Annotated in this window: 9 protein-coding genes and 1 pseudogene; 7 read left to right on the top strand and 3 right to left on the bottom strand. The window is 69.4% G+C overall.

Annotation, left to right across the window (positions count from 1 at the left end; translation table 11 throughout):
• Together ACILR4_RS18650 and glgB are read right to left on the bottom strand one after the other, a co-directional pair.
• A partial coding sequence (locus tag ACILR4_RS18650) for a hypothetical protein (RefSeq protein ID WP_395702370.1) occupies nucleotides 1-212 on the bottom strand: 212 nt, incomplete at its 3' end.
• Nucleotides 213-232: 20 nt separating this feature from the next.
• The gene (gene glgB, locus ACILR4_RS18645; protein WP_395702369.1) at nucleotides 233-2,422 is read right to left on the bottom strand and encodes a 1,4-alpha-glucan branching protein GlgB; all 2,190 of its coding nucleotides are present in this window, start codon (nucleotides 2,420-2,422) and stop codon (nucleotides 233-235) included.
• A 311-nt stretch (nucleotides 2,423-2,733) separates the two neighbouring features.
• On the opposite strand from glgB, the gene ACILR4_RS18640 reads away from it, so the two are divergent.
• The 7 genes and pseudogenes from ACILR4_RS18640 (at nucleotide 2,734) to ACILR4_RS18610 (ending at nucleotide 10,885) form a co-directional block, all read left to right on the top strand.
• Nucleotides 2,734-3,849: an ABC transporter ATP-binding protein gene (locus tag ACILR4_RS18640; RefSeq protein WP_395702368.1), complete on the top strand. Its 1,116-nt coding sequence runs from the start codon at nucleotides 2,734-2,736 to the stop codon at nucleotides 3,847-3,849.
• Nucleotides 3,850-3,851: 2 nt separating this feature from the next.
• A complete protein-coding gene (malE, locus tag ACILR4_RS18635) occupies nucleotides 3,852-5,054 on the top strand; it encodes a maltose/maltodextrin ABC transporter substrate-binding protein MalE (protein WP_395702367.1) in 1,203 nt (400 codons plus the stop codon).
• Complete coding sequence (gene malF, locus ACILR4_RS18630) at nucleotides 5,051-6,568, top strand: maltose ABC transporter permease MalF (protein WP_395702366.1); 1,518 nt, start codon at nucleotides 5,051-5,053, stop codon at nucleotides 6,566-6,568. The genes malE and malF overlap by 4 nt, the downstream gene beginning before the upstream one ends.
• Before the next feature lie 22 nt (nucleotides 6,569-6,590).
• Nucleotides 6,591-7,481, top strand: coding sequence for a maltose ABC transporter permease MalG (gene malG / locus ACILR4_RS18625; RefSeq protein WP_395702365.1), 891 nt, complete (start codon nucleotides 6,591-6,593; stop codon nucleotides 7,479-7,481).
• Nucleotides 7,478-8,971 carry a glycoside hydrolase family 13 protein gene (locus ACILR4_RS18620; protein ID WP_395702364.1) on the top strand — a complete coding sequence of 498 codons (1,494 nt, stop codon included), beginning with the start codon at nucleotides 7,478-7,480 and terminating at the stop codon, nucleotides 8,969-8,971. Before malG ends, ACILR4_RS18620 begins: the two co-directional genes overlap by 4 nt.
• A 76-nt stretch (nucleotides 8,972-9,047) precedes the next feature.
• The gene (locus tag ACILR4_RS18615) at nucleotides 9,048-9,212 is read left to right on the top strand and encodes a hypothetical protein (protein ID WP_395702363.1); all 165 of its coding nucleotides are present in this window, start codon (nucleotides 9,048-9,050) and stop codon (nucleotides 9,210-9,212) included.
• 54 nt (nucleotides 9,213-9,266) lie between these two features.
• Nucleotides 9,267-10,885 (top strand): annotated as a pseudogene (locus tag ACILR4_RS18610) (NAD(P)/FAD-dependent oxidoreductase).
• Between the two features lie 35 nt (nucleotides 10,886-10,920).
• On the opposite strand, the gene ACILR4_RS18605 reads toward ACILR4_RS18610, so the two are convergent.
• Nucleotides 10,921-13,668: a TonB-dependent receptor gene (locus tag ACILR4_RS18605; RefSeq protein ID WP_395702362.1), complete on the bottom strand. Its 2,748-nt coding sequence runs from the start codon at nucleotides 13,666-13,668 to the stop codon at nucleotides 10,921-10,923.
• Nucleotides 13,669-13,774: the final 106 nt, after the last annotated feature.

Below are 13,774 nucleotides of genomic sequence, written 5' to 3'. Positions count from 1 at the left end.
CCGGGCAGGAAGCCGTGGAACACGCCGTCGTGCGGGCCGTGCAGCGGGTAGCGGCGCAGCTCGCGCGTGCCCTCGGCGTCGAACAGGCACAGCTCGATGCGCTGCGCATGCTCGGAGAACACCGCGAAGTTGACGCCGCCGTCGCGGGCCAATGCACCCATCGGCTCGTGGCGGCCTTCGTCCAGGGTGTCGGGGAGCTTGATCGTGGGCATCTCGGGCGTGTTCTCGGAGGTCAGGCCGGCACCAGGAAGACGGTGGCCAGCGGCGGCAGCGTCAGCAGCACCGACTGGCCCCGGCCATGCGCGCCAATGCCCTCGGTGCGCAACGAGGCCATGCCGTTGCCCAGGTTGCTGCCGCCGTAGTGGGCGGAATCGGTGTTCAGCGCCTCGCGCCAGGCCGCCACGCCGGGCGGCACGCCCAGGCGGTAGCCCTCGCGCGGCACCGGCGTGAAGTTGCAGGCCACCAGCACCAGGCCGCCGGCGTCGTCGCGCCGCAGCCAGGCGTAGACCGACTGCTCGGCCTCGTCCACCGCGATCCATTCGAAGCCCTGTGGCTCATGGTCCAGCCGGTGCAGTGCGGTCTGTTCGCGGTACAGGCGGTTCAGGTCGGCCACCAGGCGCTGCACGCCTTCGTGCCGCGCATCGCCCAGCAGCCCCCAGGGCAATTCGGTGTCGTGGTTCCACTCGGTCGGCTGCGCGAACTCCTGGCCCATGAACAGCAGCTTCTTGCCCGGATGGCCCCACATGAAGCCGTAGTAGGCGCGCAGGTTGGCGAAGCGCTGCCAGTCATCGCCCGGCATGCGGCCAAGGATCGAGCCCTTGCCATGCACCACCTCGTCGTGCGAAAGCGGCAGCACGAAGTTCTCGCTGTACGCATAGACCAGGCCGAAGCGCATCTTGTCGTGGTGCCAGCGGCGGTGCACCGGGTCCTGCGCCATGTACTGCAGGGTGTCGTGCATCCAGCCCATGTTCCACTTGAAGTGGAAGCCCAGCCCGCCGGCATAGGTGGGCGCCGAGACGCCGGGGAATGCGGTGGACTCCTCGGCGATCGTGACCGCGCCGGGGCATTCGCTGCCGATCACCTCGTTGGCGCGGCGCAGCAGGCCGATGGCCTCGAGGTTCTCGCGCCCGCCCTGCTCGTTCGGCACCCATTCGCCGGGCGCGCGGCTGTAGTCGCGGTACAGCATCGAGGCCACGGCGTCGACGCGCAGCCCGTCGACCCGGTGGCGCTCGATCCAGTACAGCGCGCTGCCGATCAGGAAGTTGCGCACCTCGTGGCGGCCGAAGTTGTAGATCAGCGTGTTCCAGTCGCGGTGGAAGCCTTCGCGCGGGTCGGCGTATTCGTACAGCGCGGTGCCGTCGAAGTTGATCAGGCCATGCGCGTCGGTCGGGAAATGCGCCGGCACCCAGTCCAGCAGCAGGCCCACGCCTTGGGCATGGCAGGCCTCGACGAAGCGGCTGAAGCCTTCGGGCGGGCCGAAGCGCGAGGTGGGCGCGTACAGGCCCAGGGTCTGGTAGCCCCAGGAACCGTCGAACGGGTGCTCGGTGATCGGCAGCAGCTCGATGTGCGTGAAGCCCAGCTCGGCGGCATAACGCGGCAATGCAGCGGCCAGATCATCCCAGCTGTGGAAGCGGCCGTCGGGATGGCGCCGCCACGAGCCCAGGTGCACCTCGTAGATCGACACCGGCGCCTGGCGCTGGTTGGCCGCCGCACGACCTGCAGGCAGCGGCTGTCGCGGCGGCAGCGTGGTGACGGTGCTGGCCGTCTCCGGCCGCAGCTGCGCGGCGCGGGCGTAGGGGTCGCACTTCAGCGGCAGCACCAGCCCGCGCGCATCGACCAGCTCGAACTTGTAGCGGTCGCCCGGGCCCGCGTGCGGAACGAAGATCTCCCAGATGCCGGAGCCGCCGCGGTGGCGCATCACATGCCGGCGGCTGTCCCAGGCGTTGAAGTCGCCGACCACGCTGACGCGCCGCGCATTCGGCGCCCACAGCGCGAAGCGCACGCCGGCCACCGCGTGCAGGCCCTCGCCCACCGTCACCGGATGCGCGCCCAGCACCTCGAACGGCCGCAGGTGGCTGCCCTCGGCCAGGTAGTGCAGGTCGGCGTCGCCCAGCAGTGGGCCGAAGCTGTAGGCATCGGCATAGCGACCTTCGCTGCCGCCGGCCCAGCGCACCTGCAAGCGGTAGTCGAAGCGCTGGCGCAGGCCCTTCAGCTCGGCCTCGAACAGGCCGTTGGGATGGCGCGGCTGCAGCTGCGCGACGGTGGCGCCGGTGGCCGTGTCGTGCAGCCACACCTGCGTGGCGCCGGGCAGCATCGCCCGCTGCCACAGGCGGCCCTGCGCGTCGGCATGCTGGCCCAGCACCGCGAAGGGGTCGGCATGGCGGGCACTGATCAGCGCAAGAACATCGTCGTCGGGCAGCATGGACGGTTGAGCCGGTGGGGGCCGCGGTCGCGATGCAACAAGCCTGCCACACCGTGGCGCCGATGGCCGCAGGATCAGCCCGCAGCCGGCGCCGGCAGTCCGCCGGGCATCACGCGGCGCAGTATCGCAGACCGGCCGCAATCATGTAGTTCTCCTACATATGGGAATCTACTGATTGCCGGATCCATCGGCAAATCACCTATGTCGATTCGGCAGAATCCAGGGCGATCGCCGATTGCAGGGACGGCTGCTGATATGTATATTGGCTACATCCCAAGACATGCCGGCCAGGCCGGAGGAGACAGCGAGCCGTGGCAGACGTCCAGCTGACGCAGGTGCACAAGGCCTACAACGACGTGCAGGTGCTGCGCGACATCAACCTGCAGGTGCGCGATGGCGAGTTCATGGTCTTCGTCGGCCCTTCCGGCTGCGGCAAGTCCACCTTGCTGCGCATGATCGCGGGCCTGGAAGACATCACCGGCGGCACGCTGGCGATCGGCGGCCGTGTCGTCAACGACGTGCCGCCCGCCGAGCGCGGCATCGCGATGGTGTTCCAGAGCTACGCGCTCTACCCGCACATGAACCTGTTCGACAACATGGCGTTCGGGCTGAAGCTCGCCAAGCTGCCGAAGGCCGAGATCGACCAGGCGGTGCAGCAGGCCGCGAAGATCCTGCACATCGACCACCTGCTGGACCGCAAGCCCAAGGCCCTGTCCGGCGGCCAGCGCCAGCGCGTGGCCATCGGCCGCGCCATCGTGCGCAAGCCCGAGGTCTTCCTGTTCGACGAGCCGCTGTCCAACCTGGACGCCGCGCTGCGCGTGAAGATGCGCTACGAATTCGCCAAGCTCCACGAGGAGCTGAAGACCACGATGATCTACGTCACGCACGACCAGGTCGAGGCGATGACGCTGGCCGACCGCATCGTCGTGCTCTCGGCCGGCCGCATCGAGCAGGTCGGCACCCCGATCGAGCTGTACGAGCAGCCGGACAACCTGTTCGTGGCCGGATTCATCGGCTCGCCGCGCATGAACTTCCTGCCCGCCACGCTGCTGCGCGGCGATGCGAACGGTGCGGAAGTGAAGCTGGCCAACGGCGAGACCGTGCACTGCGCGGTGGACGCCGCGCGCGGCCGGCCCGGCAGCACGGTGACGCTGGGCGCGCGGCCCGAGCATTTCACGCTCGATGCGCGCGAGAACCGTATCGACACCCGCGTCACCTTCGTCGAGGCGCTGGGCAGCAGCACGCAGGCCTATTGCGACTACCCCGGCCTGGCCGAGCCGCTGACCTGCCAGCTCGACGGCCGCAGCCCGGTGCGCACGCGCGACACGCTGGCGCTGGGCCTGCCGGCGGACTGGTGCTACCTGTTCGACGACCAGGGCCGCGCCTTCCCGCGCCTGGCCCGACCGGCGCAGGCCAAGGCAGCCTGACGATGTCTTTGCGCGTCATCAGCGGGCTGCTGGCCAGCGCGCTGGCCCTCGGCTGCGCGGCCGTCGCCCCGGCCAGCCATGCCGCCACCGACCCCGCCAGCCTGAAGCTGCTGGTGTGGATCAATGGCGACAAGGGCTACAACGGCCTGCAGAAGGTGGGCGACGCCTTCACGCGCGAAAGCGGCGTACCGGTGGTGGTGCAGCACCCCGAGGGCGCGCCGGACAAGTTCCAGGCCGCCGCCGGCGCCGGCAAGGGGCCGGATATCTTCTGCTGGCCGCACGACCGCGCCGGCGAGTGGGCACGCTCGGGCCTGATCGTGCCGGTGAAGCCGCCGCGCCGCGTGCAGCGCGAGATCGACGAAGCCGCCTGGCAGGCCTTCAGCTACCGCGGCCAGACCTGGGGCTACCCGCTGGCCATCGAGGCGATCGGCCTGGTCTACAACAAGGCGCTGGTGAAGACGCCGCCGGCCAGCTTCGACGCGGTGATCGCGCTCGACCAGCAGCTGAAGCCCCAGGGCCGCCGCGCCATCCTGTGGGACTACAACAAGTCCTTCTTCAGCTGGCCGCTGCTGGCCGCCGGCGGCGGCGAGGTGTTCGCGAAGAACGCGCAGGGCGACTACGACCCGGCGCAGGTGCGCGTGAACGCGCCCGGCGCGGTGGTGGGCGCCGCACTGCTGCAGCGCCTGGTCGAGCAAGGCGTGATGCCGCGCGGCGCGCGCTATGCCGAGATGGAAGCCGGCTTCGCGCGGGGCCAGGTGGCGATGATGATCACCGGCCCCTGGGCCTGGGACAACGCGCGCAAGGCCGGCATCGACATCGGCGTGGCGCCGATCCCGTCGGTCGCCGGCCATGCCGCCAAGCCTTTCGTCGGCGTGCTCGGCTGCATGATCGCCGCGCCCAGCAAGGTCAAGGACATCGCGCGCGAGTTCATCGAGAACCACCTGCTGCGCGTCGACAGCCTGAAGACGATTTCGGCCGACGTGCCCCTGGGCACACCGGCCAACAAGGCCTACTTCGAGGAACTCTCGAACGACCCGAACATCCGCGCGACGATGGAGAACGCCCGCCGCGGCGCGCCGATTCCGAACATCCCCGAGACCGGCCGCTTCTTCCCCGCGGTGGACGCCGCGCTGGAGGCCATCACCCAGGGCCGCCAGAGCCCGCAGGACGCGCTGGACGGTGCCGCCGCGCGCATGAAGCCATGAAGACGCCCGCGTTGCGCTGGACCCTGCTCGCGCTGCTGGCCGCGGGCCTGCTGTGGGGCGTGTTGCGGCTGCAGGCCAGCGGCCAGCCGCTGCTGGCGCTGGCCGTGCTGGTGGGCGGCGCCGTGGCGCTCTACGTCTATGGCTCGGCCCGCACGCTGGCCAGCCGCTACCTGTTCCCGGGCGTGGCCGGCATGTTGCTGTTCGTGGCCTTCCCGCTGCTGTACACCACGCAGATGGGCTTCACGAACTACTCGGCCAACAACCTGCTGACCGAGGACCGCGCCCGCAGCTACCTGCTGGACCAGGCCGCGGTCGACGAGGACCATGCCTGGACCTTCACGCTGCAACCCGAGGGCGCGCGCTGGCGGCTGCGGCTGCAGCCAGCCGAAGGCGAAGGACCGCAGCTCGTGTCGGAGCCGCTCACTTTGGACGCTGGCGATCGTTCGCCGGTGCGGCTGCAGCCGGTGCCGACCGCCACGCCCGCAGCGCCCGACACGCCGCTGCGCGAGCGCGTGCGCCAGCGCGACGCGCTGATGAACCTGAAGCTGCAGCTGCCCGACGGCACGCTGCTGAGCTATGCCGGCCTGCGCGAGTACGCGCCCTTCGAGCCGCTGTGGCAGGCCGCGGCCGATGGCGCGCTGATCCGCCGCGCCGACCGGCAGCGCTTCGCGCCGAACCGCGACAGCGGCTTCTTCGAAAACCCCCAGGGCGAACGCCTGCAGCCCGGCTTCCAGGTCGGCGTCGGCTGGCGCAACTACCAGCGCATGCTGTTCGATGCGGACTTCCGCGGCCCCTTCGTCTCGATCTTCGTCTGGACCGTGCTGTTCGCCAGCCTCACGGTGCTGTTCTCCACCGTCATCGGCATGGCGCTGGCGGTGCTGCTGAACTGGGAAGACCTGCGCGGGCGCACGCTGTACCGCACGCTGCTGTTCCTGCCCTATGCGGTGCCGGGCTTCATCTCGATCCTGGTGTTCAAGGGCCTGTTCAACCAGAACTTCGGCGAGATCAACGCGATCCTGGACGCGCTGTTCGGCATCCGCCCGGCCTGGTTCGCCGACCCGCTGCTGGCCAAGGTGATGCTGCTGATCGTCAACACCTGGCTCGGCTACCCGTACATCATGTTGCTGTGCACCGGCCTGCTGAAGGCGATTCCGGCCGACCTGTACGAAGCCTCGGCGATCGCCGGCGCCGGCCCGGTCACCAACTTCCTGAAGATCACCGCGCCGCTGATCGCGCGGCCGCTGACGCCGCTGCTGATCTCGGCCTTCGCGTTCAACTTCAACAACTTCGTGCTGATCTCGCTGCTCACCGACGGCCGGCCCGACTACCTGAACACCAAGCTGCCGGCGGGCACCAACGACATCCTGGTGTCCTACACCTACCGCATCGCGTTCACCGATGCCGGCGCGAACTTCGGCCTCGCCGCGGCGATCTCCACGCTGATCTTCGTGATGGTCGCGATCCTCTCGCTGGCCAACCTGAAGCTCGCGCGGATCAACGACGACAAGCGCTGAACCCACCCGGAGCCTCATCCCCATGTCCATCGTCACCGGCAAGCGCCAGCGCTGGCGCGTGATCGGCGCCCACATCGGCCTGTGGCTGCTGATCGGCGTCACGCTGTTCCCGCTGCTGGCGGTGCTGTCGATCTCGCTGCGGCCGGGCAACTTCGCCACCGGCACGCTGATCCCCGAGCGCATCAGCTTAGAGCACTGGCAGCTGGCACTGGGCATCCCCGTGCTGCAGGCCGACGGCACGCGCATCCAGCCGCCCTTCCCGGTGCTGCTGTGGCTGTGGAACTCGATCAAGGTGGCCACCGTGTCGGCCTTCCTGATCGTCGCCATCTCCACCACCGCGGCCTATGCCTTTGCACGGCTGAAGTTCCGCTTCAAGCTGCCGCTGCTCAACAGCATGCTGCTGCTGCAGATGTTCCCGGTGGCGGCGGCGCTGGTGGCCATCTACGCCATCTTCGAAGGCATCGGCCAGCACCTACCGTGGCTGGGCATCGAGACGCATGCCGGGCTCATCGTCGCCTACCTCGGCGGCGTGGCCACGCATGTGTGGACCATCAAGGGCTACTTCGACACCATCCCGACCGAGATCGAGGAGAACGCCAAGGTCGACGGCGCCACGCACTGGCAGGCCTTCGTGCATGTGCTGCTGCCGATGGCGGTGCCGATCCTGATGGTGGTGTTCGTGCTGGCCTTCATCGGCACCATCATCGAGTACCCGGTGGCCAGCGTGCTGCTGCGCGAGGAGCCCAACCTCACGCTGGCGGTGGGCTCGAAGTTCTACCTGCTCGAGCAGAAATACCTGTGGGGCGACTTCGCCGCCGCGGCCGTGCTGTCGGGCCTGCCGATCACCGTGGTGTTCCTGCTCGCGCAGCGCTGGATCGTCTCGGGCCTCACCGCGGGCGGCGTGAAGGGGTGAGCACCTTCACCGCCCGGGAAGCCGATTGGCGCAACGGCGCCATCGTCTACCAGGTGCTGGTCGACCGCTTCGCACCGCCCGACGCAGGCGTCGACAAGACCGAGCTGTATCCGCCGCCCAAGCGCCTGCGGCGATGGGACGAGCGGCCCACGCGCGGGCCCTACCTGCCCGAGCTGCGCCTGTGGCGCCACGAGATCGACTTCTGGGGCGGCGACCTCGCCAGCCTGCGCGGCCGGCTCGACCACGTGCAGCAGCTCGGCGCGGACGTGCTGTACCTGAACCCGATCCACCTCGCGTTCACCAACCACAAGTACGACGCGCTGGACCACCGCGCGCTGTCGCCCGAGTTCGGCACGCGCGACGACGTGATCGCACTGGCCGACGAACTGCACCGCCGCGGCCTGCGGCTGGTGCTGGACGGCGTGTTCAACCACATGGGCCGCCAGGCGCCCATCTTCCGTGCCGCCGAGGCCGACCCGCAGAGCCCCTGGCGCGACTGGTTCCACTTCGGTCCGCAGTACCCGGGCGGCACGCGCAGCTGGTGGCTGGCCGAGAACCTGCCCGAGCTCAACCTGGAGAACCCCGCGGTGCGCGAGCACCTGTTCAACGGCCCGGATTCGGTGGTGCGCCGCTTCCTGCGGGACGGCGCGGATGGCTGGCGCCTGGACGTGGCGGTCGACCTCGGCTACGCGTTCCTGCACGAGCTGACCCAGGCCGCGCACGACGAGAAGCCGGGCGCCCTGGTGGTCGGCGAGATCGCCAACTACCCGAGCGCGTGGTTCCCGGCGGTGGACGCGGTGATGAACTTCCCGCTGCGCGAGATCATCCTGCGCCTGGCCGCAGGCCGGCTCGAGGCACCGACCGCGCAGCGCATGATCGAACGCCTGGTCGGCGATGCCGGCATCGAGCCGCTGCTGAAGTCCTGGCTGATGCTGGACAACCACGACACACCGCGCCTGGCCACCGTGCTGCCCGCCGAGCCGCGGCGGCGCCTCGCGCAGGCGCTGCAGTTCACGCTGCCCGGCGCGCCGAACCTGTACTACGGCAGCGAACTGGGCATGACCGGCGGCGACGATCCCGCGATGCGCGCGCCGATGCGCTGGGACCTGGTGCGCGACGACAACCGGGCGCTGCAATGGACGCGGCAGCTGGTCGCGCTGCGCCGCGCCCACCGCGCGCTGCGCATCGGCGAGTTCCGGCCGCTGACCACCACGCGCCTGCTCGGCTTCGAGCGCCACACCGATCGCGTGCGCGACACCGTGCTGGTGCTGGCGAACCCCGGCGATGAGGCCGTCAACGAGACCGTGCTGGTGGCCAACTCCAGCCTGATGAACGCCAAGCGCCTGCTGAACCTGCTGGAGCCGGATCGGCCGCCGCTGGTGATGAACGCGGCGCTGCTCGACGTGAGCCTGCCGCCGCAGGGCCTGCTGCTGCTGGCGCCGGAGACCGACCCGCCCGGCGGCTACAGCGCCTACAAGCGCGTGCCCTGAACCGCCCGATTCGGCATCGGCCGCGGTTTGTGGCCTAATTGAGGGTTTTCGCGTTTCCAAGCAGGAGCTCACGACCATGGCCCAGAAATTCCGTACCGAAGCCGAGCGCAAGGCCACCCCGCGCCCCGTCGCGCCCAACGGCGTCACGTTCACGGTCAGCCGTGGCCAGAAGAAGAGCCAGGAGCGCGGCTCGCACACCCGCTCGAAGAAGAACCCCGGCAAGCGCCCGCACCAGGGCTGATCGCCACCTGGCCGGCGGCAGGCGGCCCCGCCCACGGGGTCGTGTAGCACCACCATGCTGCGAATCACCGAACTCCGACTGCCGCTGAACCACGCCGAAGGCGCGCTGCGCCCGGCGATCGTCAAGCGGCTCGGCGTGCCCGATGCCGCCTTGAAGGCCTTCACGGTCTTCCGCCGCGGCTACGACGCGCGCAAGAAGACCGCGATGGTGCTGATCTACACCATCGACTGCGAGCTGGCCGACGCCGGCGCCGAAGCCGCCGCGCTGGCGCGCGCCCACGGTGACCAGCACATCCGGCCCGCTCCGGATACGCGTTATCGATTCATCGGCCACGCGCCGGCCGACTTCTTTGCCGCCGGCCGGCCGCGCCCGCTGGTCATCGGCTTCGGCCCCTGCGGGCTGTTCGCCGCGCTGATCCTGGCGCAGATGGGCCTGCGGCCGCTGGTGCTGGAGCGGGGCAAGGCGGTGCGCCAGCGCACGCAGGACACCTGGGGCCTGTGGCGGCGCAGCGAGCTGAATCCCGAGTCGAACGTGCAGTTCGGCGAAGGCGGCGCGGGCACCTTCTCCGACGGCAAGCTGTGGAGCCAGATCAGCGACCCGCGCCACCTGACGCGCAAGGTGCTGGCCGAGTTCGTCAAGGCCGGCGCGCCGGACGAGATCCTGTACGTCAGCAAGCCGCACATCGGCACCTTCCGCCTCGTCAGCATGATCGAGAAGATGCGCGCCGACATCGTCGCGCTGGGCGGCGAGATCCGCTTCGAGCAGCGCGTGACCGACCTGCGCATCGAAGCCGGCGCGGTGCGCGGCGTGACGCTGGCCTCCGGCGAGCAGATCGACGCCGAGCAGGTGGTGCTGGCGCTGGGCCACAGCGCGCGGCCAAGCCCTTCTCGGTGGGCTTCCGCGTCGAGCATCCGCAAAGCCTGATCGACGCGGCGCGCTTCGGCCCGAATGCCGGCAACCCGATCCTCGGCGCGGCCGACTACAAGCTGGTGCACCACGCCGGCAACGGCCGCGCTGTCTACAGCTTCTGCATGTGCCCGGGCGGCACCGTGGTGGCGGCCACCTCGGAGACCGGCCGCGTGGTCACCAACGGCATGAGCCAGTATTCGCGCAACGAGCGCAACGCGAATGCCGGCATCGTCGTCGGGATCGACCCGCAGGACTACCGGCAGGACGGCCGGCGCGACGGCCCGGTGAATCCTCTGGACGGCATCGCGTTCCAGCGCTTCTGGGAGTCACGCGCCTTCGAGCTGGGCGGCGGCGACTACGTCGCGCCCGGCCAGCGCGTCGGCGACTTCCTGCGCGGCCAGGCCAGCAGCGCCTTCGGCAGCGTGCAGCCTTCGTACAAGCCGGGCGTGAAGCCGACGAACCTGGCCGACCCGCAACGCGGCAGCCTGCCCGACTACGTGCTGGCCGCCGTGCGCGAGGCCCTGCCCGCGTTCGAGCGCCAGATCAAGGGCTTCGCGATGGACGACGCGCTGCTCACCGGCGTGGAGACGCGCACCTCGTCGCCGCTGCGCATCCCGCGCGGCAAGGACCGCCAGAGCCTGAACGTGCGCGGCCTGTACCCGGCCGGCGAAGGCGCGGGCTATGCCGGCGGCATCATGTCGGCGGCCGTCGACGGCATCGAGACCGCCGAGGCGCTCGGCGCAGCGCTGCTGGCACTGCGCTGAGCGGCGCAGCGGCGGGTGGCCGCTGCGTTCCGGCGTTAGAACTTGTAGTCCGCGCCCAGCAGGAACGAACGACCCCACTCGATGTACTCCAGCGGCCGGTCCTTGGTGCCGGCGTAGGTCTTGTACGGGGTGTTGTTGATGTTGTTCACCTGCAGCAGCAGGCTCAGGCCCTTCATCGGACCGCTGTCGAAGCTGTAGCCCAGCTGTGCATCGAGGATGCTTTCGCCGACCACGTAGCGCAGTGTGCGGTTGCCGGCGAAGTTGCCGATCTCGCCGATGAAGTCGGAGCGCTTGCGCTGGCTCAGCCGCGCCTCGAAGCCATGGCCTTCGTAGTAGGCGGTCAGCTGCGTCACGCGCTTGGACAGGCCCGGCAGCGTGATGTCGCCGGAGCCGACGCTGCTGGCGCTGTCGGGGTCCTTGATCTTGATGTTGCTGTTGGTGAAGCTGGCGCTGGCCTGGATGCCGAAGCCGTCGAGCGCCGGCGTGACCAGCTTCAACGGCACCGAGGCCGCGAGTTCGATGCCCGAGAGCCGGCCGCCCTGGCCGTTGTACGGCGCGGTGAAGGTGCCGGTGTTCGTCGTCGCGTTCGTGCCGGCGGTGAACTTCGAGAAGTCGTAGTCGCGCGACTGGGTGTAGATGTAGCTCTTCAGGTCCTTGTAGAACGCCGCCGCAGCGAAGTAGGCCTTGGTGCCGAAATACTTCTCGTACGACAGGTCGAAGGCGTTCGCGCGCCAGGGGTCCAGACGCGGGTTGCCGCCGCTCGCGCTGGGCTTGCCGGTGGCGGTGTCGATATTGAAGTCGATTGCCGCGCGCAGCTGGTCGACACGCGGCCGCGCCACCTGCTTGGCCAGCGCCAGGCGCACCACCTGGTCGCCGCCCAGGTCGAAAGCCAGGTTCAGGCTGGGCAGCGCATCCGTATAGGTCTTGCCATCGTTGACCGGCTTGACCTGGCTGCCCGCGGCCGCGGAGTTGTCGAAATAGTTGGCGCTGGACGACTGGTCCACGCGCTGCAGCTGCAGGCCGACGTTGCCGCGCACCGAGATGCCGCCGAGCTGCGTCTCGATGTTGGCCTTGGCATAGCCGGTGGTGGTCTTCTCGAACACGTTCCAGGCCTTCGAGATCAGGTAGCCCGCAGACGTTTCGCTCGGCTGGAACACCATGTAGCGCGACACCACTTCGGGCACGTTCCACGACGGGATCACGCCGGTGCCCGAGAAGCCCAGGTCGACCGGGCTGTACAGCAGGTCGGACGGGATGCTGCGCTCGCCGCCGGGGCCGACATTGATGTTGCCCTCGGGCTGGCGCTTGCGCTTGGTGCGATCGGCGTAGTTCAGGCCCACGTCCAGGTCGGGCAGCAGGCTGCTGACGGCGCTGGGCAGCGGCATCGTCGCCTGCACCTTGAAGCCCTTGAGCTCGTCATCGATGTGCGGCACCTTGCCGTAGCCCGAGCCATAGATCGTGTTGCGCAGCAGCAGCTTGCTGGCATCGGAGTAGTTCAGGCCCGGCACCAGGGTCGGGAAGCCGCCGGTGGCGTAGTTCACCGTCACCGTGTCCAGCGAGGGCACCGGGGTCAGCTGCGTGTTGTTCTCGAGGCTCAACTCGTCGCGCTTGGCCTTCGAGTAGCTCGCGTCGACGACGATGGTGGCCTCGCCGGCCTTGAACTTGTTGTTCAGGCCGATCGCGTCGATCTTGTCTTCGCGGTTGTTGTACATGCCCCGCACCAGCGGGTACACGCCGGTGGCGGCGCCGCCGGTGAGCGTCTTGTCGCCGTTGACCGTCACGCCGGTGTACTTCAGGCCCGGCGTGAAGCCGCCGTTGTAGTCACCCAGGTTCACCTCGAACTGGTTGGCGGTGTCTTCCTTCGTGAACTTCGAGTGGTACAGGTCCAGCGTGGAAGTCCAGGCCTTGGACGGGCGCCATTCGATCGAGGCCATCAGCCCGTCGCGCTTGTTCACGCCGGTGCGGCGCAGCGACTTGATGCCGTCGGACTCCCAGGTGCCGGCGGCCAGGCCATTGCGCGAGTCGGTCTTCCAGGGCTCGTACAGGCCGACCTGGTTTTCCTGCACCGGCGTCTCGAGGTGGGCGAAGCCCAGCAGCACGCCCACGGTGCGGTCGGCGAACTGGTCGATGTAGCTGACGCTGAAGCGGTTGCCGCTGCCCTTGGCGTTGGCGGCCGAGCCCAGCGAGTTGCGCTCGAAGCGGCCGTTCAGCGAAATCACGCGGCCGCGCTGGTCCAGCGGGCGGATGGTCTGCATGTCCAGCGTGCCGGACAGGCCCTGGCCCACCAGGCTGGCGTCGGGCGTCTTGTAGATGAGCACGCTGCTCATCAGCTCGGACGGGTACTGGTCGAACTCGACGCTGCGGTTGTCGCCGGTGCTCACCAGCTCGCGGCCGTTGAGCAGCGTGGTCGCGAAGTCGGGCGACAGGCCGCGCACGCTGATCACCTGCGCGCGGCCGGCCACGCGCTGCGCCGACAGGCCGGGCAGCCGCGCGATCGACTCGGCGATGCTGTTGTCGGGCAGCTTGCCGATGTCTTCGGCGGACACCGCCTCGACGATGGAGGTGGCGTTCTTCTTCACCGAGATGGCGCTCTCGATGCCGCGCCGGATGCCGGTGACGACCACCGATTGGGTGTTCGGATCGGTGGCGCTGGTGTCCTGCTGCTGGGCCAGCGCCGGGCTGCCGGCGGCGACCAGGCAGGCCACGCCGGCCGCCGTGGCGCTCAAGCGCAGGGTCGAGGGTCGCACCTGGGCGGCACGGCGAGTGGGGTTCAGGGTTCTCATTGGAGTCTCCTCTGTCAGACAAGCGGGCTGTCGGGTCACCGCCCGGCCCCTGCTGCGGAGCCCGACGACGTTGTGGAATTCCACAGACCTCAAGCGCAATTTGTAC

This window comes from Aquabacterium sp., assembly GCF_044226965.1.
GTDB lineage: Bacteria > Pseudomonadota > Gammaproteobacteria > Burkholderiales > Burkholderiaceae_C > Pseudaquabacterium.
Note: the sequence above shows the minus strand (reverse complement) of the source record. Positions and strands in the feature narration are given on the sequence as shown.

Excerpts from the sequence above, each read along its gene's own strand:
- malE (WP_395702367.1), top strand. The coding sequence starts at position 3,852 with ATGTCTTTGCGCGTCATCAGCGGGCTGCTGGCCAGCGCGCTGGCCCTC.
- malF (WP_395702366.1), top strand. The coding sequence starts at position 5,051 with ATGAAGACGCCCGCGTTGCGCTGGACCCTGCTCGCGCTGCTGGCCGCG.
- ACILR4_RS18605 (WP_395702362.1), bottom strand. The coding sequence starts at position 13,668 with ATGAGAACCCTGAACCCCACTCGCCGTGCCGCCCAGGTGCGACCCTCG.
- malG (WP_395702365.1), top strand. The coding sequence starts at position 6,591 with ATGTCCATCGTCACCGGCAAGCGCCAGCGCTGGCGCGTGATCGGCGCC.
- ACILR4_RS18615 (WP_395702363.1), top strand. The coding sequence starts at position 9,048 with ATGGCCCAGAAATTCCGTACCGAAGCCGAGCGCAAGGCCACCCCGCGC.
- glgB (WP_395702369.1), bottom strand. The coding sequence starts at position 2,422 with ATGCTGCCCGACGACGATGTTCTTGCGCTGATCAGTGCCCGCCATGCC.